Raw genomic sequence first — 25461 nt, 5'->3', positions numbered from 1 at the left:
TAGAAGTTTTCTAAAATTTCTTACTGTTTTTCTAAACGGTCAGCAGCATCTAAAATTTTGCCTGCCACCTCTTGAATGGATAGGGAAGTTGTGTCAATTTCGATTGCATCGTCTGCCTTCTTAAGCGGTGACACCTCCCGCTCTGAATCGAGTTTGTCACGTCTTGCAATCTCTTCGATCAATTGATCGTAATTTACATCAAACCCCTTTTTCTTATTTTCTTCAAAACGGCGTTTTGCTCTTTCTTCAACTGAAGCTAGCAAGAAAATTTTCACTTCAGCATCCGGAAGAACGTGAGTGCCGATGTCTCTTCCATCCATGACAACCCCGCCTCGTTTGCCAAGCTCCTGCTGCCGGCGAACCATTTCTTCACGAACAGCTCTGTGTTTCGCCACAACAGATACTTGATTGCTGACACGGTCTGTTCTAATGGCCTCTGTGACATCGGTATTGTTAAGGTGTACTTTTTGACCTTCATCAGTTGAAACAAGTTCAATCACTGTCTTTTTTAATAAGGCCTCAAGCGCCTGTTCATCTTCTAGGTCAATACCTTGGCTCAGCGCCGCAAGTGTAATCGCGCGGTACATCGCACCTGTATCGATATAAATATATGATTTTTTTGCAGCGACAATTTTTGCCACAGTGCTTTTTCCTGCTGCTGCAGGACCATCAATTGCAATAGATAATTTCTTTTTCATAATACCTCTCCTTGATTGAATCTCCCTAATGAATTGTAACACGAACACCGCTAAAACGGGGGGATTTTCTATCAATCCTTTTGCTTAAACGTCTCAATCCACTCTTCAATACTCATGTTATTCACACCCTCATATTGCACTACTTTTGACAAAAACAGTTCTCCTTTCGTTAGATGGAGTGTGATTTGAACTGCTATTAAAAGAATAAGCTGAACTATAACTGCTTTAAATAACCATCTCTCAATTGTTTTCATATAAAAAGCCCCCATGCTAGAATCTTCACCCACTAGTATGGAAGCTTTTTACACCCTTTATTCTTATGCTCTTTTTGCACGCGACAAAAGTTGCTGCTGGAAACAGTACTTCATGATGTGCTGCTGATGTTCAGTTGCGATTTCACAAAACTCCATGACCGCTTTTGTTTTGCCTGTCTTTTCATCTTGACAGATACGATTCATCTCTGCAACCGCTTTAATTTTTACTGGTTCTAACGGAAGTTCAAATTCAGTGATGACATTATCGTATTCTTTTAGAGACACGCCTTTTGGAACAGCAATGGCGACACCGCCAGCACTCATATTCACCATAAATGTTTCAAAAGGCTCAACATCTGGTGGTGAGATAATTGCTTTGACCAGCGTATCAACCCGCAAATATTCTCGGCGCTGAAGGCGAATCATTTCTTCTTTTGGCGGAATAGAAATGACAATCAATATCTTCTTTTCTTTTTCCAATCACTTCGCTTTTACATTTGTATGGAACTTAATTTTCATCGAGAAAGAGGATGGTAATTTCTGTTTGCTGATTTAATTAAATGGTTCGTCCTGTTTCTTTATCGGCTGGATAATGAACGCAAATGGCATCGTCATTATTTTCCAAAAATTTCGATTTTGCGTTTTTTAATTCTTTGTTCTCATTGACATATTCAATTGTAATTGTATCCCCTATTTGTAACATTCATCTTCACTCTTTTCCTCTGTGAAATCGTATCATCTCCTAATATTAAACCAAGTATAAAACAAAGGAAAAGACTTATTAGCCTTTTCCTCGTTTCATTTTCTATAGGTCTTTATATATAGGTTCTGCGTTTTTTAATTTATCTACTCTTTCTTCTTTTCCAGTATCTGCATTGATAAACATCCGATATGTGTCGTTTTTAATCGTTCCGAGAAACTCATAGCAAAGAACTTCCTCTGACATATCATTTTGAACGATTGCTAAATGTGTATCCTGAATCTTCACATGTTGATTGAGCGTCTTCTCAGCTTCTTTTTGAGAAATTTTAGGCGCTTTTATGTCTCGCTTTTTATGGTTCATTAAATAGTCTTTTGCCGAAAATCCAACGACTTCTCCATCATCTAACGCCACTTTCATCCGAATACTGTCTGGATAAAGTAATACGTTTTTTTGAAGAGGCACATAGGTGAATACCCCAATATTGTCAAATTGCGCACTCTCATCTAAGTGGAATGATTCTGTGTCAAATCCATGCTTTTTCAAGAAACTTAGTGCTTTTTTAGAGGCTTCATTTAAACTGATTTTTTGTTTCTTGACGTCCCTATTTTGGAGAAGGTACACTGGGTGTCCGCCTTTTTCAGTCAGATCTAAATAAAAATTCGCTCGACTGTCTGGATCTGACATCGATAAGCTGTAGACATCTTGATTTGACTTGCTTCCGCTTTTTCGCACCTTAAAGTTGTGATTATGATCGGGCGTAAACTGCTGAGCAATTTGGATGGCTTCTTTTTTCGAAATGTTTTTTCCTGTTAAATGACTGTAGCCGCTTGCCTCTGATTTAGATGACATATTGGTTGGTCCAAGATCAACATCCGCAAATGCATCCGCATTTCTCTCAACCGTTTTTAAACCGTCAATGATGGTGTTATCATTTTTTTTGTCACCGTCAGCCAGTGCCATTTCAACATCCATCCATTTTAAGTTATTGTTCAATACCAAATGCTGTACCTGTCTTAGCTCGTTTTGAATATCTGCCGCTTGATCATATAAAGCAGTAATGGTTTGATGTGTATCTTTGTTAAGCGGTTTGTCTGATAGAGATTTTACGGACGATTTGTAGCTAAAGTCACCGACATTCGCTAAAAACTCTTCCGTTTTGTTAAAAGGCATCAATGTAAGTGGAAGCTGACTGACATTATTATGTGCTTCCGTTGACATTCTCCAAACATCTGCAAGTGCTGGTGATATTGATGTTTGGCTGTTCATCGCAAGTGTAGCTCCCAGCTTATCGTGCAGTTGATCCACTTGATAGGTCAAATCGTGAAACGCTCTTTGGTAGTTGTTCTCCGCATGAAGCAAAACAGCATCTTTTTCTTGGTGTTCTTTATAGCCCCAGTAGCCTGTTGAGATAACAGCAATTCCTAAAATAGCAATTAATATTCCTCTGATCATTTATTTACACCTCTTTTTATTCACAGAAAATATGTTTCCCGATGCGTTTAATTTGCGGTCTCCCCCATATCCATGGACTTGTTGCTGTATCAGGATTGAAGTAATAGATGGCACTTTCAGATGGATCCCAGCCATTGATTGCATCAAAGACTGCCTTTTTTGCTGTTTCATTTGGCGTCATATAAAATTGTCCATCTGCTACAGATGTAAATGCAAGTGGTTCAAAAATGACACCGGCAATGGTATTTGGAAATGTCGGGTTTTTCAGACGGTTTAAAATGACTGCAGCAATCGCAACCTGTCCTTCATACGGTTCACCTCTCGCTTCACTGTAGACAGCTTGTGACAAGAGCTGAATATCATTACTAGAAAAACCACCTGGCATATTGGCAGCCGTTTGCTTCGGAGGTTGTTTTGCTTGTTGATTCCGGGATTGAGCTACGGATTTTCCGCTTCCTCCGTTTTGACTACTTTGCTTCTGTTTTGCACCTTGAGCTGTATTTTTTTGCGAACTTCTTTGCGCTTTAGACTTTATTTGCTGATCAAGAGGTTTTCCGCCATAATGTGTAAATTGATTTCCTTTTTGCAGTTGTGTCTGTACAAACTCTTTATAGTATTTTGTCTTTTGAACTAATAGGCTTTTTGTTTTTTCCCCTACTAGTCCATCGACATTCTTGACACCAAACTGGCTTTGAAAATTGCGAACGGCCCAGTATGTTCCCCAGCCATACACTCCATCAATTTTCCCGTGATAAAACCCATTGTATTGGAGCCTTGCCTGTAGCTCGACTACATCTTCTCCTGTTGCTCCTCGCTGAATGACTTGATTTGTGAATGCTTCACTTTTTTCAGCAGTCATAAGTGAAGAGACGAGTAGGACAATGGAGAAGAGAAGGACGATTTTTACGAAACGAGCTTTGTCCATATTTGATCCTCCTGTACTTTTGTGTTTGAATATATATTTCTTCCGATCCCTATTTTTATACATCCATCACAGAAGGGAATTGGTTGGAAAAGACAAAAAACGCCCTTTTTTTATAGGACGTTTTTCCAGATTACATTTGGACCATTTTTACAGTACGGGCTTTTTTTGCTTTCCGTAGACCGAACCACCATAAAAAGATCATAAACGGCAGCATAATATATCCCCAGTTGGTCATTCCAAGAAGAATAAAATCATACGAGCCATGAAAAAGCACAGGAAGCGTCAAGGAAAGTAGCAGCCATTTACGTTGCTCTTTTTTAGCAGAGAAACGGGCCTTTCCTATATAAAATCCCATGACAACACCGAATAAAGCATGACTTGACACCGGCAGTAATGCACGTGTGAAAGCATATTCTACACCATGACCAACGAGGTAAAGAATATTTTCAAGTGTGGCAAAACCAAGTGAGACACTTGTACCATATACAATTCCATCATAATGCTCATCAAACTGAGCATGTGCATAAACACTGACCATTAAAATAAACCATTTTAATGATTCCTCTAAAAAACCCGATGTGACAAATGAGATTATGATTGGATTTGTGGCGATCTTTTCTTCTTGAAGTACATATTGAATAAACATGGTTGGAAATACAAGAATGGCACCTAACATAAAAGATTTGATGACCATATGCACCGGCTCATTGTCGTACTGATCTTTCAAATAAAAATAACTTAATAGTGCGATGCCGGGAGCTAAACCTGCTGAGATGATTGCGATCATAATCAAGCCTCTTTCCCTACATTATCCTCTATTATCGTACCATGATTCACCGTTTTTTTATATGACTCAAGCCCATTTTATCAAAATTCTTCTATATTATCCCATTTTATACTAAAAAACTGAACCCTCTATTAAAGGATTCAGTTCATTTTTAGTTGTTACGTCTTTTGTTAATTTCTTCAGCGATAAGCCCACCATGAAATCTCCCATTTTCAATAAAGATTTCATTGGCATTATTTCCAGCAGCAATGACACCAGCAATGAAGATGCCTTCTACGTTTGTTTCCATCGTATGTTCATTATATATCGGACGGCCTGTTTCTTGATCAATGTTCACACCCATTTTTTCTAAGAAAGAATGATCAGGATGATAGCCAGTCATGGCGAAGACAAAATCGCTTTTCACACGGGTATCTTGACCTAGTTGATTCGTAAAGACCACCTCTTGTTCCGTGATTTCTTTTACCTCAGCACCGAACTCCATTCGGATGGTCCCATTTCGAACAAGGGCTTCAAACTCAGGTAAAATCCAAGGTTTGATACTTGATGAATACGCTGTTCCTCTATATAAAACGGTCACCCTGCTCCCGGATTTCACCAGTTCAAGTGCTGCATCAACGCTTGAATTTTTCCCGCCAATGACAGTAACATCTTTATCAAAGTACGGGTGTCCTTCTTTAAAGTAATGATACACGTGAGGAAGATTTTCTCCTTTGACATTCATATAGTTCGGATGATCATAATACCCAGTGGCGATGACCACGTAGTCGCACGAATACTCATCTTTGGATGTAGTAACGGTGAAACGCCCGTCTGTTTTTGTCACAGTATTTACTTTTTCAAAAGCATGCACACGCAGATTTTTTCGTTTGACAACCTCTCGATAATAGGAAAGCGCCTGAATGCGGACTGGCTTTCGGTTTTCAGTAATAAAAGCGACATCTCCAATCTCAAGCTTTTCACTTGTGCTGAAAAAGGTTTGGTGAGTTGGGTAATGATAAATACTGTTTACTACATTTCCTTTTTCGATCACAAGTGCATCGATACCGATTTGCTTGAATGCGATGGCAGCTGCTAAACCACATGGGCCGCCTCCGATGATGATAGCTTCTTCTTGTTTCATTTGTTCCACTCCTGTCGTTTCACTGCAATAACAATTGATTGGGCTATTCGCATTCCATAAAAAAATCTCCTATTTAAGGATAGGAGATTTTTGAGCGCGATGCAAATAAGCCGCTTAAATCCAGCCTCTGAAACGAGAAGCTTCGGCCATTTTACGTACACCAACCATATATGCTGCAAGACGCATATCGATTCGGCGGTTTTGCGCCATTTCATAAATATTATTAAATGATTTCACCATCATTTCTTCTAAACGAGTCTCCACTTCTTCTTCTGTCCAGTAGAACCCTTGGTTATTCTGAACCCATTCAAAGTAAGAAACAGTCACGCCGCCTGCACTCGCAAGTACGTCTGGAACAAGCAGTACACCGCGGTCTGAGAGAATCTTGGTTCCTTCCAGCGTGGTCGGACCATTTGCCGCTTCTACGACAATCTTGGCTTTAATATTAGCCGCATTCTCTTCTGTGATTTGGTTTTCAATTGCTGCAGGCACTAAGATATCGCAATCTAGCTCCAGAAGTTCTTGGTTTGTAATGGTATCATTAAATAATTTAGTAACCGTTCCAAAGCTGTCACGTCGGTCAAGCAAGTAGTCAATATCAAGACCATCTTCATCATACAATCCGCCGTAAGCATCTGAAATCCCTACAATTTTTGCTCCAGCATCATACATGAATTTAGCCAAATAACTTCCTGCATTACCGAATCCCTGTACGACAACACGAGCCCCATTGATGTCAATTCCTTTTTTCTTCGCCGCTTCTTTGATACAGATCGTCACACCTTTTGCTGTTGCAGTGTCACGTCCATGTGACCCTCCAAGAACAATCGGTTTTCCTGTAATAAATCCTGGTGAGTTAAACTCATCAATTCTAGAATATTCATCCATCATCCAAGCCATAATTTGAGAGTTTGTAAAAACATCTGGCGCTGGAACATCTTTTGTTGGTCCAACGATTTGACTAATCGCGCGTACATAGCCACGACTAAGCTTTTCAAGCTCTCGGAATGACATTTCCCTTGGATCACAGATAATACCGCCTTTTCCTCCGCCATAAGGAAGATCCACAATACCACATTTTAAACTCATCCAAATTGAAAGCGCTTTTACTTCATTTTCAGTCACGTTCGGGTGGAATCTAATTCCGCCTTTCGTTGGTCCGACAGCATCATTATGCTGTGCACGATAACCGGTGAAAATCTTCACTGATCCATCATCCATACGTACTGGAATTTTGACAGTTAATAGACGAATTGGCTCCTTAAGCAATTCATACACTTCTTGCGGATATCCCAATTTGTCAAGCGCTTTATGTATGACGGTTTGAGTTGATTTTAAAACATCTAGCTTATCTTCTGCTTTATGAGCGGCGTTTTGATCGGCTGCCATTAAAATAAACCCCCTAGAAATCTTTCATGATCTTCTGCTCCCTTTCAAGCAATAGTATACACCTTCGTACTAGTAAAGCAAAGGTAAAAAGCGTTTTTTATCAAAATAAAATATCAGCGTTTATAAATATAAAAAGGTTATAAAAAAATACTGTTGTTTCATCACAACAGCATTAAATATTATAGAAAAAAGTGGTTAAAAATACAGTTGAATCGTTTTCACCGCATCTTCTTGTATGATGATTTTCCCATATTCTTTTAACCGATGGATGGTTAACGTTGTAGGAGAACCAAACTCCGCTAAAATTGAAATGACAGTATCAGCAGAAAGGTCTTCAAAATCATCTAGGCTGAGAAAATATTGACCTTCATAATGGTAAACTGTACCCCCTAAAAGTCCAATACGACTTAAACTATGGGACAGTTGAATCACATCTTCAAACGAGGCAAATTGATAAAGCACATGCTTGCTCTCGTCCAGTTTGACTTGCATTTCAATGTAATCTTCATCAAACTCATCATCAGCATCTTCCTGCTGACTCTTTGTGACAATGACGACCATCCCCTGCGCCTGAAGAGAAAATACCTCAACAGCAATCGGTCCATTTGCTTCAAAACCGAGCTCCTGATTCGCTTCGTTCATCATATCTTTAAATAACTGATGAACTTTGAACGAATCTTTCCAAAGGTCTTCTTTCGTAAGACCTCGGTCTGTCAGATCATCTAGTGTAAGAAAAATTTTGATTTTATTATAATTCAGACGCTCAAGTCGCATAACGTTCCCTCCTGCCTCTTCTAACACACATCATACTGTAGTATATGAGATGATGAGTCATAGGTTCTTAATTTTGTATTCAGTTTACACTGTGTCAAGACGGAAGACAAGCCTGAAGCCGTGCCTTATGGTGACTTTTATAGAAAATATGGAAGATCCGCTATTCAGCCCTTTTTAACGGGCATTAAATAAATAAGATGTGTTTCTGGTTTTGCCCCTAGACGCATTGGAACTTTCGTTGTTCCGTAGCCGTTACTAATGAGAAAGAAAGCACCTTTGATTTGTCCCGTTCTTCCTTTTTCATAGGGTCCAAATTTTCCGATTCGGATTTGTCCGCCATGGGTATGACCACTTAACACTAAGTCGATTCCTTCCTCTTCACTCATAAGACCATGAACATCTGGGTTGTGTGATAAAAGAATATTCACTTCATCTTTCACAAACTCAGAACGAATCGCCTCATAGTCTGCTTTTTCTAGCCGTATGTCATCAATACCACCGATTTTAATCGGCTGGCCTTCGAAATTCCATACAGATGTTTCATTTTGCAATGTCGTCACATCATAGAAATGCAAAATATCTTTTAATTTTTGCTGATTCAGCTCATGATCATTATTTCCCCAAACAAAATAGATCGGCGCAATTTTTGCCAGTCGTTTTATATTTTCTTCGATTCTTGCATAAGGTACACCTTTTTCCGCTAGGTCTCCACCAATCATAATCACATCCGGCTTTTCTTGTCTCACTTTTTCTAATAATGTTTCACTAATCAGCCGGCGATGTGTATCAGAAATAAAAAAAATGACAGCTGGTCTGTCTGATTGAAGAGCTTCTATTGTAAAGTAATGCTTTTTGATGTTATTTTGCTTTGCTGTTTTCACCATTTTTGCCGTTACATACACACCTGTTGTAACAGCCGCAATGGCGGCGGTGAATCCAATGGCATATTTCATGATTAACGGCTCCCTTACATCATCTTTCTTTCATGAGACGCTTGAAAGAAAAAAGACGTTTCAACTGTAAAACGCCCTTTTTTCTTTTATTTACTTTCATAATACAAATTGATGTCATACTGTTGTTGCATGAAGCGAAAAACCGCTTCACGCTCTTTCCACTGGTTTGATTGTGGCCATAAATCTGTGCTTTTTTGTATAATTTCACATCTGAGCTTATGATATTCATCCTCAGCCTTTTCTTCTTTTTTCTTATAATAATAAGATGCATAAAAAGCAAACACTTCTGCCATGATCCAAAATAGAAAAAGTTCATGACCAAGAAGTGTTGCAATCATGGCTTCGGGTTGCAGCGAGCCTCCCGTATTGGCTGATATGACGAAATAAATAAGAAGAATGGCTAGAGACAGAAGGGCTGTCCATTGCCACCTTTTGCATTGTTTAGCATAGGCCTCATATTTGTATTTTCTTTTCACCAATGTTTCAATCATTTTCTGTGTCGGCTGATCCATGTAGCGGCTGATTGCGTGTAATGTCATCACATACACCCTGTCCTTTTTTTCTACATATGTATGTGCTTTTCAGCTGATTCATGTCATGCAATTAGTTTTCTAATGGGATATTCAGTACTTGTCCACTGTACACACTGTTTCCATTTAAATGATTATATGTCCTGATTTTCTCTTCACCAGAACGATTTTGGTAATATTTCATGGAAATTCGATAAAGGGTTTCCTCTGGTCCAACTGTATGCTGCACGACACGGATTGGTTTGTTTTCCTGCTTCTTTTTCTCTTCTGCCTCTCTTTGCTTTTCCTTTTCTTGCTGTTTTTGCGCTGCTATTTGCTGCTGTTCACGTTTTTTAGCTGCTGCTTCTTGTTCACGCTTCTCATTGGCCGCTTTTTCTTTTTTCTTTTGTTCCGTTTTTTCTTTCATGCGGTGTTTTTCTTTTGCTTTTTTTTCATCTTGTTTTTTCTGTCCATCTTTTGCATCAGTTTTGCCGGCGCTAGTGTCATTGTTTGTTTCGACAAGTGCTGATTTGACTGGATCTGTGTCAGCACTTGACGTTTTATCAATTTTATATACATCTTGATTATTATGTTTGATTTCTTCTGATGTGTAGTAAAATAAAAGGAAGAAAACACCAATGACGATAATAGGAAAAATAATAGCCAATGTCGTAAACAGTGGATGACGTACTTTTTTTGTTCGCTGCTTTTTATATTCATGAAAATCTTCTCGTGTAGGAAAGTGAGAGTCATCTGAAGGATTCACTTCTTCTTCAAGTTTTTCCTCTACATTATCATGGATTTTTGTCAGTTGCTCCTTCTTTCTCTTCAATCTCGACATTTCTTCCATGTTCATCCCTCCCCCTGTATTTAAAACGAATTTGACATGCAAAGACTAAGTCAATAACAAAATGGGTCATGACAGGAACAAATAAATTTGCAGTCCACTCGTATAAAAGTCCTAAAAAGATACTAATTGAAACAACAAGGATAAACAACAGTATTTTTGACAAATAGCGAAAGTGAAGGAGTGCAAACACAATGCTCGCAATTTCCAGTCCAAATTGTTGTTGAACAATTCCGCGAAATAATATTTCCTCCGGAAAAGCAATAAGCAACGTTAACCAAACAATATGCGGTATGCTGCGGTTTTTGAACATTTTTTCGTTTAAACCGCCATCATCATACATATGCGGAGGAAACACCTTCATGACAATTGCATCAAGAACGATGACAATTAAAGCGCCGCCAACTCCATATGTGACTATTTTTATATCATTTAGCTGCCATAGTGCGGTAAAGTCAGAGAAATGCTCAAACATAAAAATACCTAATAAGAAGGAAACGACCAGCATTAATAGCTGTGTAAAATAAAGCTGTTCAACTGCCTGTCGATCGGTTAATTTTTGTATGATTTGGCGATGTTGTTCAATCAATGCTGCGCCTCTTTTGTCGGATGAAACATACGATCGAGCACCGTTTTCCAATGTTTCATTTCATTCAGCTCCAATTGTTCATCTTTCTTTTCGTAATCAGAGAGATCAAGGCCGCAAGACGAGCAACAGTTTTGTAAGGAGCTGCTGTCGGTCTGATCTTGCTGTTCATAAAAGTATGATAGCAAAGATTGTCTAAAGCAGCCACGATCAATGATTCGTTCTTTAAATTGCCACACTTTTCTTCTCTTCTCTGTTTGTCTGTCTTCTAGCTTCTGTTTCACACGTTTTACAAGTAAATGAGGCAGATCGTCTTGATGCATCATATAATAATGCGTAAGCATCCTTGCGCGTGTCTCCTGAAGCCCTGCTTTCATTAATTGTTCACGCCATTTTCTTTCGTCTATAGTAGACGATTGTCTTAATTGATCTAAGAAAAAATCAATTTCTGAATCGTCAAAACCTTCTGATTGAATCAAATGGCTCTGAATATCTGCATCCTCTTCTGTATATAAAAGAACGCTGACACTTTCCTGTCCATCTCGTCCCGCTCTTCCAATCTCCTGCATAAAGGCTTCAATTGATTGCGGTGGGCTCATATGAATGACAAAGCGGATATCCGCTTTATCAATTCCCATTCCAAAAGCACTTGTACAGCAAATGAGATCAATTTGTCCATTGATAAATTGCTGTTGAATCAACATACGATCGCCTGCATCCATCCCGCCGTGATAAAACTCTACCTTCTCGTGAGTCTGATTTTTGACTAACGAGGCTAAATCTTCAGTCATTTGGCGAGTCGGGCAATAAATGAGTCCTGGGCCTTGAAGGGTATCAACAAGCTCAATCGCTCGTTTCTCTTTTGCTTCTTTTGTTTCATACGCTTCTTTTATAAGAGCAATATTGGGTCGATTTACGGAATGAATATGAAAGTCTGGGTGCTGTAAACGCAGGGTTTGCACTGTATCCATGAGTGTTTGTTTTGTCGCTGTTGCCGTTAGCGCTAGTGCCACCGGATGACCTAACGTCTCTCTCCATTCTCCCAATTTGGAGTATTCTGGACGAAAATCATGCCCCCATTCGGATATACAGTGGGCTTCATCTACTACAAAAAGACCAATATGCATAGATTTGAGTTGTTCTAACAACTTCTCTGACATGAGTGCCTCTGGTGCTACAAATAAAAATTTATAAGAAGCGAGGTGCCGAATAATATGCTGTCTCTCATGAAAGGACAGTGAACTGTTTAACGCTGCAACCCGTTTTTCTCCCCGCATCTTCATTCGTTCCACTTGATCTTCCATAAGCGATAAAAGGGGCGAGATGATGAGAACTAGCCCGTCTGTCATATAGCCTGGGATTTGATAGCAAAGCGACTTACCACCTCCAGTTGGCAGCATAGCCACTGTGTCTTTTTGGTCGAGTACACTTTGAATAATGTCTTTTTGTCCAGTTTTAAACGTATGATAACCAAAATATCGAACCAGTGTCTGATGAAGCTTATCCACTTGCTTTCACCATCCTTGTCAGCGCCAACCGTATTTGAAAATAAGAATATTTATGCTCAAGTTTTTCTTTAATGAGCTTCATTTTGTTCGTTTGAAGTCTATCCGCCACATCATGGATCGCTTGTTGTTCATCTAATTTGACATAGGGTTCTATGGAGAAGTTTGGCTCATGAATGGACAGTTCCACAATATGGTCCTCAATCGTGGCCTTTTTCAATGAACGAATTTGAGCAATTTGATCAATGCTGAACCCTTTTTGTACAAGTTCAAGGGTTTTATGTGTAGAATTCGTTAAAACACGCTTATTCTCAAGATCACTCAACATCCGTTTCATGATCACTGCCTCACCTTTTTGTGCAGATTGAATAAAATAGTGGAGCACATTCCAAAAAAGAAGGTATACGTACCACACATCTTCGTTCATCCATTCGGCTATTTGCTGATACGTCCGTCCGATTCTTTCATTTGATGTCAGAGAATACACAAAAATCAGTGCCTCTTGATCACTCAAACGCATGAGAAGTCTTTCCAGTTCATGATGCAGATCTTGCGAAAGCTTTTTCTTATGATGATATTGTTTTAAGAATGTTTTGGTCCAGCTTTGAACCGATACATCTCTTTGAATCGGCACATATTGATAAGAGCCTGCTGCATGGTGTGAGAGCACCTGTACTAGTAAAGACAGTCTCATCCAAAGCGTTTTCGCCTTGTCTTGATAATGAGCACCGTGAAAATAAGCAGGCATAGGTTTATTTGAAAACTGCTGGATTAACATCTTTTTCCCTGCATCTGTTACGCTGTACGTATCCCCTGTTTTGCATATGAAGCGTTCATCTTCGAGTTTACGAACTGAGCGCTCAAGCTGATCACGTGTAAAATGAGGATAACAGCCAAAATAGTTGGAAAGCTGAAACAAACTTGCATCCTGTATCGTTTGTGATGATTTTTTTCCTTTAAAAAGGTGGTAGACAGCACTAATGGAGCGTTCACCGTTCAATTTATGTACGCTGTCCATCAACATGACATCCAAGTAATGAATCGTCATTCGTCAAAGCACCTGTCTTCCTGACAAAAATCGAATATTTTCTCCCTTTATTTTAACAGATTTCAAAGAAGAAGAAATGTTTAAACTCCATTTATCGGGGAAAGTTATGAACAAACCCTTATGTGATAAGCATTCTCAATCACTTTACAGTTGAAATGTGAATTTAAAATCATTACAATAAAGTTTGAGGAAATTGGTTTTTTATCGTTGAAACTTAAAAAGGTTAAACCATTTGTTCCATCGAACAATCTGGGAGGTATTTTTTTAACATGGCAAAATATACAATTGTAGACAAAGACACATGTATTGCTTGCGGCGCATGCGGTGCAGCTGCTCCAGACATTTATGATTATGATGATGAAGGCATTGCATTTGTTACGCTTGATGACAATCAAGGGACTGTAGAAGTTCCAGAAGTACTTGAAGAAGATATGCTTGATGCATTTGAAGGATGCCCAACTGACTCCATCAAAGTTGCGGACGAATCTTTTGATGGTGACCCGCTTAAGCATGAATAGTATAAAAGCCCCTTTCACAGGGGCTTTTTTTATTTTAACTATTTTGCAGTCGACGTTTATTCTCAAACCATGGACGCATTTTTACAAAAATAAAGCTAAAGACAATGGTAATGATAATCCCTTTTATAAAGTTAAAAGGTAAAATTCCTGCTGTAATGGTCGTCTTCAGCGCATGATCTGAAAGTTCAGGCGCATTTAAAAACCAAGTATAAGCTGGAAGGAACAAGAAGTAATTTAAAATGCTCATCATCACTGTCATCAGCACTGTTCCCATGATCATAGACCATGCCATCCCTCTTGCTGATTTAATTTTTTTGAACATGAAGGCCACTGGTAGAATGAATAGTGTACCTGCAATAAAGTTTGCTACTTGCCCAACAGGAACACCAGACATGCTGCCCTGAATGAGATAATGGAGTACATTTTTTAATGCCTCAACTGCAATACCCGCTCCCGGTCCATAAATTAAAATAGCAATAATCGCTGGAATATCGCTAAAATCAATTTTTAAATACGCCGGTAGTCCAGGAAAAGGAAAATCCAATAAAATCAAAACAAACGAAATGCTGCTGAGCATACTTGTAACCACTAAACGTTTTACTCTACTTTGATTCAAAGTTCTCTCTCCTTTTCGATCAAATCTTTCGAAAAGAGGATTGTTCAATTTTCAGCCACAAAAAAACCGCTCTCGATAACGAAAGGAGCGGGAAATTTAGGCTAGACAAATAAACGTGTAAACAACCAAGTTTGCAACGTTTATGAACCTCCATCTTCTCCCATCCAGACTATACTGTCGGCTTCGGAATCACACCGAATCCTGCCAAAAAGGCTCGCGGGCTTAGAGACTATGCTCATCACCGCCGGTAGGGAATTGCACCCTGCCCCGAAGATTGATCATTATTCAATTCGACATCATTATATATGATATATGAACATTTGTACAGATAAAAATCCTGAGCAATCTCATCAGTTTTGAAATTCGGTAAAAAATAGAATGACAATGGAATAAAAATTGTCTATCTTTTGTTTAAAGGTGTTCATTTTGTATGTGTCTTTGAAAAAATGTTCGTGTTTTCTTTTTTGCTTTACTGCTTTAATTTGATTGACACAGTGAAAAGGAATATGGTAAATTATCAGATATTTATGACGTTTATTTAGGAGGAAATCTTACGATGTTTCGAGTATTAGTCTCAGATAAAATGAGCAATGATGGTCTTTTGCCTTTGCTAGAATCAGATTTTATCGAAATTGTTCAGAAAAATGTAACAGAAGCTGAAGACGAATTGCACACTTTTGATGCTTTACTTGTCAGAAGCGCAACAAAAGTAACGAAAGATCTTTATGAAAAAATGACTTCATTAAAAATTGTTGGTCGTGCTGGAGTCGGAGTAGACAATATTGATATTGATGAAGCCACAAAACATGGTGTGATTGTCATTAACGCACCAAATGGAAACACCATATCAACAGCAGAACACACTTTTGCTATGATCTCTTCACTCATGCGTCATATTCCGCAAGCGAATATTTCTGTCAAATCAAAAGAATGGAACAGAAGCGCTTTTGTGGGTGCTGAGCTTTATGGGAAATCACTTGGAATTGTTGGACTAGGCAGAATCGGAAGCGAAATCGCTCAGCGTGCGAGAGCATTTGGAATGACTGTGAACGTTTTTGACCCGTTCCTCACAAAAGAACGTGCAGAAAAAATGGGTGTCAATGCCAAATCATTTGATGAAGTGCTTGAAGTATCAGACATTATTACGGTACATACACCATTAACAAAGGAAACAAGAGGCCTTCTCAATAAAGAGACAATTGCAAAAACGAAAAAAGGGGTCCGGCTCATCAACTGCGCCCGTGGCGGCATTATTCACGAAGGCGATCTTCTTGAAGCACTTGAAAGCGGTCATGTTGCAGGAGCTGCACTAGATGTATTTGAGGTAGAACCTCCTACTGATAATCCGCTTGTGGATCATCCAAATGTGATTGCAACACCACATCTTGGTGCATCTACAAAAGAAGCGCAATTAAATGTAGCTGCACAAGTATCAGAAGAAGTTCTTCAATTTGCAAAAGGTCTCCCTGTCATGTCATCTATCAATCTACCAGCGATGACCAAAGACGAATTTAAAAAAATCCAGCCTTATCATCAATTTGCAGGAAAGCTTGGACGCCTTGTTTCTCAATCTATGAGAGAACCTGTAAAGGAAGTAGACATTTCTTACGAAGGCTCAATTGCAAAACTCGAAACATCTTTTATTACAAAAAGTCTATTGTCCGGCTTTTTAAAAGAGCGTGTAGACTCTACTGTGAATGAAGTAAATGCAGGTATGGTAGCCAAGGAGCGCGGTATTAGCTTCAGTGAGAAGATATCTTCTAGCGAATCTGGTTATGAGAATAGCATTTCAATTAAAGTCAAAGGTGATTTTACAACCTTCACTTTAAAAGCAACATACATTCCACATCTAGGAGAGCGTGTCGTCTCCATTAACGGCTTTAATATTGACTTTTATCCTGACGGTCATCTCGTATACATTCAGCACACAGATGCACCTGGTGTCATTGGTCAAGTAGGTCAGATTTTAGGGGATCATGATGTCAACATTGCAACAATGCAGGTGGGACGTAAAGAAAAAGGCGGCGAAGCCATCATGATGCTTTCTTTCGATAAGCACCTCGAAAATGAAATTGTACAAAAACTAACGGAAGTACGAGATATACTCTCAGTCCGTCTGATTGACTTATAAAATCATTAAACCTCATGCCAATGCATGAGGTTTATTTGTATGAAATCGTTAAACGGTCGCCGGTTCGAATCAAGTGAGTTGTCAATTGATTCACTTTTTTCAATTGATCCACTGTCATCTGGTGTGCTTTTGCAATTGACCAAAGGGTATCCCCTTTTTTGATCACGTATGTGTTCTTTTCATGTCCATTCACATGAAGTGCTGGCTCTTTAAAACGTTCAGCAGAGATGAGCGTTAGCGGATTTATCGCATGTTCTTTACCTGGCGACCATTTGCCTCGATGCACTTCAAAATGCAAATGAGTGCCTCTAGAGGCTCCTGTGTTGCCAATGATTCCGATCGGTTGTCCTGCATGTACACGATCGCCAGTAAAGACAAATCGTTGATTTAAATGAGCATAGACCGTTTCATATCCATTTGAGTGCTGAATAAACACCACTTCTCCATATGTAGCAGATACATACGAACGAGTGACGACACCTTCGTTAGCTGCAAAAATAGATTCTCCTTCTGGTGCGGCAATGTCTAATCCTTTATGTGAGCCGCCTCTTGTCCCAAACAAATCAGTGACTTCCCCTTTTACTGGTTCCACCCATTCGTTTCTCTCTGCATGTGCAGACGGCAAAAAGGTAAAAAACAATAAACAACTGACCCATATGAAGCAATATCTTTTCATCAGTGACTCCCCTTTTTTGAGGTTCTTTTCATGACAGCTTAGTATATAGCCAGAATATCCGTTTCTATACATCAAAAAGGACGCATGTATTTTGCGTCCTTTAACGGTCTTTTATTACGATTGGGTTTGGCAAAGCTGGAACATCAATTGGTTCCTTTAATTCATATGGCCCTACTTGATCCGTACCTGCATTTCGAATGGTCACCTCTGTATAACCAAAATCTTTCGCTGTGAGCAACAGACCTTCAATGAGTAAAATATGATCTATTGAGTCCGTTAAATGCGCTGATGCTCCGAATGTGATAGTGACATGTTTTCCATTTGATGTAACGCCCTTAACAGGTATTTGCTCTAGCAACGGATAAAGTCCTGCGCCATTTGCTCTTTTCATCGCCTCTACTGCCTCATCATAGGTATCATAATGATCCTTTGATGGAACTAAAAATGTGCCGCTCTGATTCTTTAGTAAGTAGTAAGCATGCTTTGACTGTTTATCAATTGAAATGGTTCCATGTGCCCCTAATTGAAGATGAGATCCCTTTACTGACTTGACCTGTACATTCTCATATTTGCTCCATTTTAGCGTTTCCTTTACCATTTCTTTCAATCGATTGGCTTCTTTTAACGTATCATTCGACAAATCGTTCTTTAGCTGAAAGACTAATGTATCCCCTTTTTCGCTAACATCCACCATATCTATATAGGATTGAAGCGGCTTTGTCATCTCAGGCAATTGCACTTGTTCATATGTTCTAAGCAATGCCCGGACGGTATCATCCTCTCCTTTTTTCTCGATACTAATAGGAACAACCCGAGATGTCGATTCATCTATGTAAGCAATCGTCATGTATTGTTGTTGTTCAGCCGCAGAAACAACAAACGATGGTTCTTTTGTTTTCTTTTTGGACTGTAACGTTAGATACACCTGTCCTTTGTCAGCACTTGATTCCATTTTCGCTTTTTTCAGATCATGAGCAGATGGCTGAAATAAATGGGGAGAAATAAGAAAGGCCATAAATAAGACAACGACCATTGCAACTGCTGGACCGATCCATTTGACACTCTTCTTCTTCACACCCGCCATCAGCACCTGCTGGTAGATCTGCTTAGATGAACGGTTGTCCTCCACCTTTGGAAGCTGACTTAGCAACACTTTGATTCGTTCCTCGTTCCAATCGGACCTGTTCCTTTTCATTCGCTAGCTCCTCCTTCAAAAGCTCCATATGTTTTCGGAGCACTTTCAGGCCTCGGTGCTGGGTTGTTTTGACTTTGCTTTCCGAGAACTTTAACGCCTTTGCTGTCTCTATGATTGAGTAGCCTTGGATAAACCTTAAAATGATAACGGCTCTTTGATCAATTGTGCAATGATCAAGTGCAATGTATATTTCTTTTAAATTTTCATCTTGTACGGCCAATTCTTCAGGGAGTAAGTCTGGATCTTTTACGTCTTGCTTCTCCCAATCAAACGTGCCGAGCACCCTTTGTCTAATGGTTTGCTGTTTGCGAAAATAGTCAATGGCCACATGCCTTGCAATCGAAAACAACCATGTTTTCTCGCTGCTTCTTCCTTCAAAAGTTTTATATGAGTGAAGTACCCGAATGTAAACCTCCTGAACGAGATCCTCTGCCTGATTTTTATCTTTTACCATATAAAATAAAAACTGGTACAAGTCTTGATGGTACGAATCATATATTTTTTGAAAGGTTTCATGCATAGGAAACCCCTCCGTTCACTTATTTTTGTCGAGTAACTCTCACAAAACGTTACATTACAACTTTATGACAAATATATGACAAGATCGGCATTTTTGAAAGGATTTTTTGTTTAAGTTCTCCTTAAAAATTTGAGGATATAAAAAAACACTTCTTTTTCTTTCGAAAAAAAGTGTTTCTCATGTAACAAGATTCTTCGTCAAGATTAGACGAGTTCCTGTTTTTTTCTCGGAATATAGAATGTAAAGTGTGTACCTGTTCCCGCTTTGCTATGCACATGAATCGACCCTTGGTGGGCTTCTACAATGTTCTTTACAATTGCAAGGCCAAGACCTGTACCAGAACGTCCTCTTGTTCTTGCTTTATCAGCTTTATAGAATCTTTCGAAGATAAATGGCAAATCCTCTTCCGGAATGCCGCTCCCGGAATCTTTCACATCCATCTTCAGGCCATTTTTTACCGATTGAACCGAGAAGTGAACCTCTCCGCCCTCCGGAGTATGTCTAATGGCATTGTCTATGAGATTGGTAAATACTTGCTCAATTTTATCTGGATCGAATACAAAATGCGGTTCATCTACTTGTATATCATACGTTAGGTTGATTTGTTTTTCTTTCGCAATTCCAAGAAACTTGCGGTAGATTTTCTCAATCAGCTCTTCCGTATTTGTTGATTCAAGGTTTAACGTGATATGACCTGCTTCCATTCTCGCTAGATCAAGAAGATCATTTACAAGTCGCCCCATTCGAAGTGATTCGTCATAGATAATTTGTGCAATTTCTTTCTTTTCTTCTTCTGATCCAGCAATGTCATCTATAATGGCCTCACTATATCCTTGAAGCATTGCAATTGGTGTACGGAGTTCATGACTGACATTGGCAATGAAATCTTTTCTCAACTTATCGAGTCTTCGTTCCTCCGTCATATCGCGAAGAACAGCAACAGCACCTCGGACATCTTGCTGATTATAAAGTGGGGTCATTAAAAGAACCCAAGTGCGTCCTTGTAATGTGACTTCTATCATTTGCTCTTTTTCTGTATTGACTGCAGTATGAAAGAGTTCACGTGCTTCTGGCGGAAGTTCATCCCCATCTTTGATATTCATGTTTTGTTCATAATACCAAGCCTGAAGGAATCTTTCCGCAGGCGGATTTGTCATGAGAATGGTTCCGTCAATATTAATCGTGATGACACCATCGGCCATACTGCTAAGAATATTGGACAAGTGCTCTTTTTCTTGGTTTAGTGCAGTAATGTGAAATTTAAGCTGTTTCCCCATTTGGTTAAAAGCAATGGCAAGTTCTCCAATTTCATCTTGCGTTAAAATTGGTATTTTCGTATCAAATTTCCCTTTCGCCAAATCCTGTGCTCCCTCTCTCATCTTTCGAAGCGGATAGGTTACACGTGTAGAGAGGAAGAAAGCAAATATTGTGGTTAGTACAATGGCAATCCCAGCAGCTAAAAAGATATAGCGCGTTGTATGCTTTGTTGTCTGCTCTACAGCAAGCAACGATTGAGATAAGAAGACCATTCCTTTCTTTCCGTTCGCTTCATAAGGAACACCCACCACAATTCGTTCATCTTTTTGATTCTCAGCATTCGGTTCATCACGTTTGCTAATCTTTTTTCGATCTTTTAATGCTTTGTACAGGTCTTTGTCCGCTTCAATTTGTTCTTTTGTAATAGCAGGAAGCTTTCCGCCTTTTTGAGAAGAGTACCATTCTAGACCATCCTCTTGAAAGATCGCAATACTCGTCAATTTGTCTGCAAGCTCTGACGTGATAGACCTTGCGAGCGATTGATCTTCATGGCTTTCTAAAATGACCGCTACTTTGTTTGCCATTTGTGTTAAATCAGACTTCGCTTCTTCTACATGATAATTCTCAATAAATTCCAAAAGAAGCACTGTTAAAATAGATAAAACAATCAGGACGAGGAAAAGAATGGTTAACCATAGTTTTCCTACGACACTTTTCCACAGTTTCATTCAGCGCCGACCTCAAATTTATAACCGACACCCCATACAGTAACGATTTTTTTAGCCGCCTCTGGTGACACTTTATTGAGTTTTTCTCGAAGTCTTTTTACATGAGTATCGACAGTTCTAAGATCTCCGAAAAATTCATATTGCCACACTTCTTTTAATAACTTCTCTCGGTCGTATACTTTATCTGGTGTTTTAGCCAGGAAGTATAAAAGCTCATATTCCTTTGGCGTCAGACTTACTTCTTTGCCGTCTGCAGTCACTCTATGTGCATCATGGTCGATGGATAGATGTGAGAACACTAGGACATCCTTCGTTGTTGTTCCTGTGTTCAGATAAGATGTTTGAGACGATCTTCTCAGTAATGCCTTTACACGTAATACAACTTCACGGGGACTAAAAGGTTTCACAATGTAATCATCTGTTCCTGCCTCAAACCCTTGCACACGGTTCGCTTCCTCACCTTTTGCGGTCAACATAATGATTGGAGTGGCTTTTTTATCCCGAATTTGCTTACACACTTCAATTCCATCTGTTCCAGGCATCATTAAATCGAGCAGTATGAGGTCATAATCGGTTTGAAGCCCTTTTTGAATAGCCTCATCCCCATTTTCCGCTTCATCAATTTCATAGTTTTCACGTTCTAAATACATTTTTAAAAGGCGGCGAATTCTTGCCTCATCATCTACGACTAATATTTTCGTTTGAGTTGAGTGTTCCATTAACAATCCTCCTGCTTTCTCCGTTGTTACCTAACATTTTAACAAAAAGCCGAATTGAATCCTAAAAGTTGGCCTTTACTCTGTGATTTACGCGTAAGAATGAAGTCCTGCAATGACAAGATTCACAAAGATAAGATTAAACATAATAATGGCAAAGCCGATCACTGCAAGCCACGCTGATTTTTCTCCATGCCATCCTCTTGATAAACGAAGATGGAGATAAGCAGCATAAAAAAGAAATGTAATCAATGCCCATACTTCCTTCGGATCCCAACCCCAAAATCTTGTCCAGGCAATTTGCGCCCAAATCATGGCAAAAATAAGTCCGCCAAGTGCAAATACCGGGAAACCAATGGAGACTGCCCGATACCCAATTTCATCTACTAAATCGAGATTGACTTGCTTGACGAGCGGTTGAAGAAGAGCACTTAGCCGTTTTCGAATGATCAATCTGAATAGCCCGTAAATGATCAGTCCAACGCCAAATGACCATAAAACTGTATTTACCTTTCTGCCAGAAAAAACAGGCGGTAAATCAACGAAAGGCTCCATTCGATCTCTGGTAATCAGCTCCCCTTTGTTGGGTCCAACAAGTGCAGGCATTTCATATACCATGACACTTTTTTCTTTATTTTTATCTACCCAATTAAACTTCGCTTCATACCCTGTCATTCTAAAAATTGAAGTGACAGCAATAAATGCAAGTGTGACGACAATCATAAACATGACAAACTCTAAGCCGAAAGTTTTTTTACCTGGTTTTGTTTGATCGACTTGTTTTAAAAGGAAGATGACACCTGCGACAAAACTAATCGCTAAAATCGCTTGACCAAGTGCTGCTGTTGTCACGTGAATATACAGCCAATTACTTTGTAGTGAAGGAATCAGCGGTGATATATCTGATGGAAACATGCTTGCATAGGCAATGATTAATAGTACAATCGGTAAAGTAAATAAGCCAAGTACAGACACTTGATACACAAAATATAACATAATAAATGCAAGCACAAACATCATCCCAAAGGCCGTTGTGAATTCAAATAGATTACTGACTGGTGCATGACCAGAAGCAATCCATCTTGCAATGAAATAACCGAATTGACATAGAAAACCGATAATGGTCAACACAATGCCGATGAGTGCCGACTTATTTTTGCGCGGGCCATCTTCTTTCTTTTTGCCTCTAATGGCACCACCAAAAAAAGGAACTGCCGCTAAATAAAATAGAAAAGCTGCAAATAACAGATTTTCACTGACTGCCGCCATCTCATCCTTCCCCCTTGCTTTTGCTGATACTCGTTGTATCAGGCAGTTCTTTTTGATCAACTGGCTGTTTGATGCCACTGCCACTTAATAACACGTTTAGATCTGATTTTAAGCCGAACCAGTTTTTGTTTGTATGTCCTGCGACTAATACTTTTCCATCCTTTGCTGACAGCCAGATCCTTCTATGCTGCCAATACATCCCCTGCACAACACCAATCATAAAGATGATGCCGCCAATAATCAGTATCCAGAGTGTCAAATCTTTTCTAACGGTTAATCCTGTCACATCTTTTGTTTCAACACGATCAAATTTCATCTTATATAAATTGTTATCAGAACCTTCAACCGTCTCTTGAATTGCCACAAAGCTCTTTTCCCCTTTTGGTTTTTCAGGGGAAATCATTTCAAACACGAAAGCAGGATTATTCGGATTCCTCGTTTTCGTACTCGGTGTCCCGTCTTCATCAAAATAAAAATCCGGTAAATAACTGACAACCTTGACCTTGTAACCGCTACCAAGATCATATTCTGACTTAGGCTCAAGCAGATTGATCTCCACTGTTCCGAATGATTTCTCTGTATCTTTACGAATTAACTGAAACACCATTTGATCAAGTTCATTTTGTTTAAAATCCACTTGATACAATGAGAAATTGTCAAACTTAAGCGGTTCATTCACTTTAATCTCGTGTTCTGTCACCTCTTTGAGCTTCGGCTTTTCACCGTAAACAACTTCTCCTTCGCGCTTGTATAAAATGGCATCTGTTTTATAGCTTTTGACAACTTGTCCGTCTCCTGCCTTTTCAATGGCATTTTCAAACACTTTTTTTTCATTTCCTGATTCATAACGATCTATTGAGAATTGATTATTTTTCAGGAAGTATTGACCATCTGTGCCTGGAATCGGTGCTGTTTCACCTTCTCTTACCCATAGTGTTTCATCCACATACATACCTGGAACGAAACGGAGCATGGATCCGATCAGAAAAATAATTAATCCTATGTGATTAACGTATGGACCCCAACGAGAAAAACGTCCTTTTTCAGCTAATATATGCCCATCTTCTTCTCGTACTCGGTAACGCTTTAGTTTCATTGCTTTTACGATGCCTTTATATGTATGCTCGTCTAATGTTTGATCTGTTTCACTGAAAAGACGCTGCCTTCTCATAAATCCTTCTGTTTTAATGACGCCTTGATTTTTGAGCGCTCGATAAAGCGGAATCACTCGATCAAGGCTGCAAATCACAAGAGAAATACCTATTGATGCCACAAGTGCTAAGAACCACCAAGAACTATATAGATCATGAAATCCAAGTATGTAGTAAAGTTTTCCAAACGATCCGTATTGCTCTTCATAGTAAGTTGAAGCTGATGCACCTGGCGGGATAAATTGTTCCTGCGGAAAGATTGTTCCAAGCGAGGAAGCTAAAAGCGTAATGACGATCAACCAAACGCCAACTTTAACAGAAGAAAAAAAGTTCCATACCTTATCAACAATCGTTTTGTTATACGTTTGCGAGCGTCTTGCACTGCCGTCATATCTCATATCTAGCAGCTTTGAAGAGTTTTTCTCTTTTGCTGCAATTGGGTTCCCGCATGATTCACATAGAATAGTACCGACTGGATTAATATGTCCACACTCGCACTTTACCTCTTTCATTCTATGACCCCTTTGGTTTAATCAAATTCATATATTCATAGACATTACGTTCTGTCATTGTTCCCTTTATGACTTTGATTACCTTTCCTTCAGGATTAATTAAAAATGTAGTTGGCAGCGGCGTAATATCATATGCCTCTGTTACTTGACGATCTTTATCCATGGCAACAGGAAAGTTCACGCCATAGGCATCCATAAAATTCTTTACAGCAATATTCGATTCCCCGACATTCACCGCAACAATTTCCACGCCGCGATCCTTGAACACTTTATACTGATTCGCCATATAAGGAAATTCTTGTTTACATGGAACACACCATGTACCCCAAAAATTAAGAAAGACCCCTTTTCCTTTTAAGTCCTTTAGTTCAATCCGCTCCCCATTCACTGATTGAAGGACAAAGTTAGGTGCAATTGAGCCTTCTTTGATTCGATCCTGTTTAGCAAATACTGAATGATACATTGTATAACATAGTGCTGCAAGCATCACGAGGAGAATGCCCGTCCTGATGAAAAATCGCCTTTTCTTCATTTGAAGTACCCCTTCCCCATAGACATTCAGGTAAATTATAGCATTCTCCTTCTTTTGATGCTTCTCCATTTTTTGAAGTTTATGTGA

The 25461-nt window shown here is 39.2% G+C and carries 27 protein-coding genes and 1 riboswitch; of the genes, 2 read left to right on the top strand and 25 right to left on the bottom strand.

Annotation, left to right across the window (positions count from 1 at the left end; all coding sequences use genetic code 11):
• Positions 1-20 precede the first annotated feature (20 nt).
• The 16 genes from cmk to ABVJ71_RS02120 form a co-directional block, all read right to left on the bottom strand.
• Positions 21-698 (bottom strand): (d)CMP kinase, encoded by a 678-nt coding sequence (gene cmk, locus ABVJ71_RS02195; RefSeq protein WP_353855400.1) that lies wholly within the window; start codon positions 696-698, stop codon positions 21-23.
• A 71-nt stretch (positions 699-769) separates the two neighbouring features.
• Positions 770-952, bottom strand: a complete 183-nt coding sequence (locus ABVJ71_RS02190) for a DUF5359 family protein (RefSeq protein ID WP_353855399.1) — start codon at positions 950-952, stop codon at positions 770-772.
• A gap of 63 nt (positions 953-1015) precedes the next feature.
• A complete protein-coding gene (locus ABVJ71_RS02185; protein ID WP_353855398.1) occupies positions 1016-1432 on the bottom strand; it encodes a PilZ domain-containing protein in 417 nt (138 codons plus the stop codon).
• 76 nt (positions 1433-1508) lie between these two features.
• Positions 1509-1655 carry a flagellar brake domain-containing protein gene (locus ABVJ71_RS02180; protein WP_353855397.1) on the bottom strand — a complete coding sequence of 49 codons (147 nt, stop codon included), beginning with the start codon at positions 1653-1655 and terminating at the stop codon, positions 1509-1511.
• A gap of 102 nt (positions 1656-1757) precedes the next feature.
• Positions 1758-3107, bottom strand: a complete 1350-nt coding sequence (ypeB, locus tag ABVJ71_RS02175; RefSeq protein WP_353855396.1) for a germination protein YpeB — start codon at positions 3105-3107, stop codon at positions 1758-1760.
• A gap of 16 nt (positions 3108-3123) precedes the next feature.
• On the bottom strand, positions 3124-4032 hold the full coding sequence (sleB, locus tag ABVJ71_RS02170) for a spore cortex-lytic enzyme (RefSeq protein ID WP_353855395.1): 909 nt from the start codon (positions 4030-4032) through the stop codon (positions 3124-3126).
• A 130-nt stretch (positions 4033-4162) separates the two neighbouring features.
• A complete protein-coding gene (gene prsW, locus ABVJ71_RS02165; protein WP_353855394.1) occupies positions 4163-4819 on the bottom strand; it encodes a glutamic-type intramembrane protease PrsW in 657 nt (218 codons plus the stop codon).
• Between the two features lie 151 nt (positions 4820-4970).
• Positions 4971-5942, bottom strand: a complete 972-nt coding sequence (locus ABVJ71_RS02160) for a YpdA family putative bacillithiol disulfide reductase (protein ID WP_353855393.1) — start codon at positions 5940-5942, stop codon at positions 4971-4973.
• Positions 5943-6056: 114 nt separating this feature from the next.
• Positions 6057-7331, bottom strand: a complete 1275-nt coding sequence (locus ABVJ71_RS02155; protein WP_353855392.1) for a Glu/Leu/Phe/Val dehydrogenase — start codon at positions 7329-7331, stop codon at positions 6057-6059.
• Positions 7332-7526: 195 nt separating this feature from the next.
• Complete coding sequence (locus tag ABVJ71_RS02150; RefSeq protein WP_353855391.1) at positions 7527-8105, bottom strand: genetic competence negative regulator; 579 nt, start codon at positions 8103-8105, stop codon at positions 7527-7529.
• A 164-nt stretch (positions 8106-8269) separates the two neighbouring features.
• Positions 8270-9058, bottom strand: coding sequence for a metallophosphoesterase (locus tag ABVJ71_RS02145; RefSeq protein WP_353855390.1), 789 nt, complete (start codon positions 9056-9058; stop codon positions 8270-8272).
• Between the two features lie 86 nt (positions 9059-9144).
• Entirely contained in the window at positions 9145-9597 is a 453-nt protein-coding gene (locus ABVJ71_RS02140) for a DUF2663 family protein (protein WP_353855389.1), read from the bottom strand.
• A gap of 64 nt (positions 9598-9661) precedes the next feature.
• On the bottom strand, positions 9662-10417 hold the full coding sequence (locus tag ABVJ71_RS02135; RefSeq protein ID WP_353855388.1) for a LysM peptidoglycan-binding domain-containing protein: 756 nt from the start codon (positions 10415-10417) through the stop codon (positions 9662-9664).
• Positions 10362-11003 carry a CPBP family intramembrane glutamic endopeptidase gene (locus ABVJ71_RS02130; RefSeq protein WP_353855387.1) on the bottom strand — a complete coding sequence of 214 codons (642 nt, stop codon included), beginning with the start codon at positions 11001-11003 and terminating at the stop codon, positions 10362-10364. The genes ABVJ71_RS02135 and ABVJ71_RS02130 overlap by 56 nt, the downstream gene beginning before the upstream one ends.
• Complete coding sequence (locus ABVJ71_RS02125) at positions 11000-12508, bottom strand: ATP-dependent DNA helicase RecQ (protein ID WP_353855386.1); 1509 nt, start codon at positions 12506-12508, stop codon at positions 11000-11002. Before ABVJ71_RS02125 ends, ABVJ71_RS02130 begins: the two co-directional genes overlap by 4 nt.
• A complete protein-coding gene (locus tag ABVJ71_RS02120; RefSeq protein ID WP_353855385.1) occupies positions 12501-13553 on the bottom strand; it encodes a helix-turn-helix domain-containing protein in 1053 nt (350 codons plus the stop codon). Before ABVJ71_RS02120 ends, ABVJ71_RS02125 begins: the two co-directional genes overlap by 8 nt.
• A gap of 269 nt (positions 13554-13822) precedes the next feature.
• On the opposite strand from ABVJ71_RS02120, the gene ABVJ71_RS02115 reads away from it, so the two are divergent.
• Positions 13823-14071 (top strand): ferredoxin, encoded by a 249-nt coding sequence (locus ABVJ71_RS02115; protein ID WP_008361239.1) that lies wholly within the window; start codon positions 13823-13825, stop codon positions 14069-14071.
• Between the two features lie 34 nt (positions 14072-14105).
• Here the strand turns inward: ABVJ71_RS02115 and ABVJ71_RS02110 are convergent, their stop codons facing one another.
• Positions 14106-14648 carry an ECF transporter S component gene (locus tag ABVJ71_RS02110; protein ID WP_353856523.1) on the bottom strand — a complete coding sequence of 181 codons (543 nt, stop codon included), beginning with the start codon at positions 14646-14648 and terminating at the stop codon, positions 14106-14108.
• Positions 14649-14835: 187 nt separating this feature from the next.
• Positions 14836-14966, bottom strand: a riboswitch (FMN riboswitch).
• Positions 14967-15243: 277 nt separating this feature from the next.
• On the opposite strand from ABVJ71_RS02110, the gene serA reads away from it, so the two are divergent.
• Entirely contained in the window at positions 15244-16818 is a 1575-nt protein-coding gene (gene serA, locus ABVJ71_RS02105) for a phosphoglycerate dehydrogenase (RefSeq protein WP_353855384.1), read from the top strand.
• A gap of 31 nt (positions 16819-16849) precedes the next feature.
• Here the strand turns inward: serA and ABVJ71_RS02100 are convergent, their stop codons facing one another.
• The 8 genes from ABVJ71_RS02100 to ABVJ71_RS02065 form a co-directional block, all read right to left on the bottom strand.
• Positions 16850-17494, bottom strand: coding sequence for a peptidoglycan DD-metalloendopeptidase family protein (locus ABVJ71_RS02100; RefSeq protein ID WP_353855383.1), 645 nt, complete (start codon positions 17492-17494; stop codon positions 16850-16852).
• 100 nt (positions 17495-17594) lie between these two features.
• A complete protein-coding gene (locus ABVJ71_RS02095) occupies positions 17595-18689 on the bottom strand; it encodes a sigma X negative regulator (protein ID WP_353855382.1) in 1095 nt (364 codons plus the stop codon).
• A complete protein-coding gene (sigX, locus tag ABVJ71_RS02090; protein WP_353855381.1) occupies positions 18601-19209 on the bottom strand; it encodes an RNA polymerase sigma factor SigX in 609 nt (202 codons plus the stop codon). Before sigX ends, ABVJ71_RS02095 begins: the two co-directional genes overlap by 89 nt.
• Before the next feature lie 203 nt (positions 19210-19412).
• Positions 19413-21194 carry an ATP-binding protein gene (locus ABVJ71_RS02085; protein WP_353855380.1) on the bottom strand — a complete coding sequence of 594 codons (1782 nt, stop codon included), beginning with the start codon at positions 21192-21194 and terminating at the stop codon, positions 19413-19415.
• Positions 21191-21913 carry a response regulator transcription factor gene (locus ABVJ71_RS02080; protein ID WP_353855379.1) on the bottom strand — a complete coding sequence of 241 codons (723 nt, stop codon included), beginning with the start codon at positions 21911-21913 and terminating at the stop codon, positions 21191-21193. The genes ABVJ71_RS02085 and ABVJ71_RS02080 overlap by 4 nt, the downstream gene beginning before the upstream one ends.
• Positions 21914-22000: 87 nt before the next feature.
• The gene (gene ccsB, locus ABVJ71_RS02075; RefSeq protein WP_353855378.1) at positions 22001-23179 is read right to left on the bottom strand and encodes a c-type cytochrome biogenesis protein CcsB; all 1179 of its coding nucleotides are present in this window, start codon (positions 23177-23179) and stop codon (positions 22001-22003) included.
• Position 23180: 1 nt separating this feature from the next.
• Positions 23181-24842: a cytochrome c biogenesis protein ResB gene (locus tag ABVJ71_RS02070; RefSeq protein ID WP_353855377.1), complete on the bottom strand. Its 1662-nt coding sequence runs from the start codon at positions 24840-24842 to the stop codon at positions 23181-23183.
• Position 24843: 1 nt separating this feature from the next.
• Positions 24844-25374: a thiol-disulfide oxidoreductase ResA gene (locus tag ABVJ71_RS02065; RefSeq protein WP_353855376.1), complete on the bottom strand. Its 531-nt coding sequence runs from the start codon at positions 25372-25374 to the stop codon at positions 24844-24846.
• Positions 25375-25461: the final 87 nt, after the last annotated feature.

Origin of the sequence: Bacillus sp. Bos-x628, assembly GCF_040500475.1 — a bacterium.
GTDB classification, from domain to species: Bacteria; Bacillota; Bacilli; order Bacillales; family Bacillaceae; genus Bacillus; species Bacillus maqinnsis.
The sequence above is the reverse complement of the archived record's forward strand: the minus strand, read 5'-3'. Positions and strand labels throughout refer to the sequence as shown.

What these genes read in the sequence shown, in the direction of transcription:
- ABVJ71_RS02115 (WP_008361239.1), top strand. Translation starts at nt 13,823, where the DNA reads ATGGCAAAATATACAATTGTAGACAAAGACACATGTATTGCTTGCGGC.
- ABVJ71_RS02100 (WP_353855383.1), bottom strand. Translation starts at nt 17,494, where the DNA reads ATGAAAAGATATTGCTTCATATGGGTCAGTTGTTTATTGTTTTTTACC.
- ABVJ71_RS02110 (WP_353856523.1), bottom strand. Translation starts at nt 14,648, where the DNA reads ATGCTCAGCAGCATTTCGTTTGTTTTGATTTTATTGGATTTTCCTTTT.
- ABVJ71_RS02140 (WP_353855389.1), bottom strand. Translation starts at nt 9,597, where the DNA reads ATGACATTACACGCAATCAGCCGCTACATGGATCAGCCGACACAGAAA.
- cmk (WP_353855400.1), bottom strand. Translation starts at nt 698, where the DNA reads ATGAAAAAGAAATTATCTATTGCAATTGATGGTCCTGCAGCAGCAGGA.
- serA (WP_353855384.1), top strand. Translation starts at nt 15,244, where the DNA reads ATGTTTCGAGTATTAGTCTCAGATAAAATGAGCAATGATGGTCTTTTG.
- ABVJ71_RS02155 (WP_353855392.1), bottom strand. Translation starts at nt 7,331, where the DNA reads ATGGCAGCCGATCAAAACGCCGCTCATAAAGCAGAAGATAAGCTAGAT.
- ABVJ71_RS02065 (WP_353855376.1), bottom strand. Translation starts at nt 25,374, where the DNA reads ATGAAGAAAAGGCGATTTTTCATCAGGACGGGCATTCTCCTCGTGATG.
- prsW (WP_353855394.1), bottom strand. Translation starts at nt 4,819, where the DNA reads ATGATCGCAATCATCTCAGCAGGTTTAGCTCCCGGCATCGCACTATTA.
- ABVJ71_RS02160 (WP_353855393.1), bottom strand. Translation starts at nt 5,942, where the DNA reads ATGAAACAAGAAGAAGCTATCATCATCGGAGGCGGCCCATGTGGTTTA.
- sigX (WP_353855381.1), bottom strand. Translation starts at nt 19,209, where the DNA reads ATGCATGAAACCTTTCAAAAAATATATGATTCGTACCATCAAGACTTG.
- ABVJ71_RS02135 (WP_353855388.1), bottom strand. Translation starts at nt 10,417, where the DNA reads ATGGAAGAAATGTCGAGATTGAAGAGAAAGAAGGAGCAACTGACAAAA.
- ABVJ71_RS02070 (WP_353855377.1), bottom strand. Translation starts at nt 24,842, where the DNA reads ATGAAAGAGGTAAAGTGCGAGTGTGGACATATTAATCCAGTCGGTACT.
- ABVJ71_RS02095 (WP_353855382.1), bottom strand. Translation starts at nt 18,689, where the DNA reads ATGAAAAGGAACAGGTCCGATTGGAACGAGGAACGAATCAAAGTGTTG.
- ypeB (WP_353855396.1), bottom strand. Translation starts at nt 3,107, where the DNA reads ATGATCAGAGGAATATTAATTGCTATTTTAGGAATTGCTGTTATCTCA.
- ABVJ71_RS02080 (WP_353855379.1), bottom strand. Translation starts at nt 21,913, where the DNA reads ATGGAACACTCAACTCAAACGAAAATATTAGTCGTAGATGATGAGGCA.
- ABVJ71_RS02085 (WP_353855380.1), bottom strand. Translation starts at nt 21,194, where the DNA reads ATGAAACTGTGGAAAAGTGTCGTAGGAAAACTATGGTTAACCATTCTT.
- ABVJ71_RS02190 (WP_353855399.1), bottom strand. Translation starts at nt 952, where the DNA reads ATGAAAACAATTGAGAGATGGTTATTTAAAGCAGTTATAGTTCAGCTT.
- ccsB (WP_353855378.1), bottom strand. Translation starts at nt 23,179, where the DNA reads ATGGCGGCAGTCAGTGAAAATCTGTTATTTGCAGCTTTTCTATTTTAT.
- sleB (WP_353855395.1), bottom strand. Translation starts at nt 4,032, where the DNA reads ATGGACAAAGCTCGTTTCGTAAAAATCGTCCTTCTCTTCTCCATTGTC.
- ABVJ71_RS02120 (WP_353855385.1), bottom strand. Translation starts at nt 13,553, where the DNA reads ATGACGATTCATTACTTGGATGTCATGTTGATGGACAGCGTACATAAA.
- ABVJ71_RS02180 (WP_353855397.1), bottom strand. Translation starts at nt 1,655, where the DNA reads ATGTTACAAATAGGGGATACAATTACAATTGAATATGTCAATGAGAAC.
- ABVJ71_RS02145 (WP_353855390.1), bottom strand. Translation starts at nt 9,058, where the DNA reads ATGAAATATGCCATTGGATTCACCGCCGCCATTGCGGCTGTTACAACA.
- ABVJ71_RS02150 (WP_353855391.1), bottom strand. Translation starts at nt 8,105, where the DNA reads ATGCGACTTGAGCGTCTGAATTATAATAAAATCAAAATTTTTCTTACA.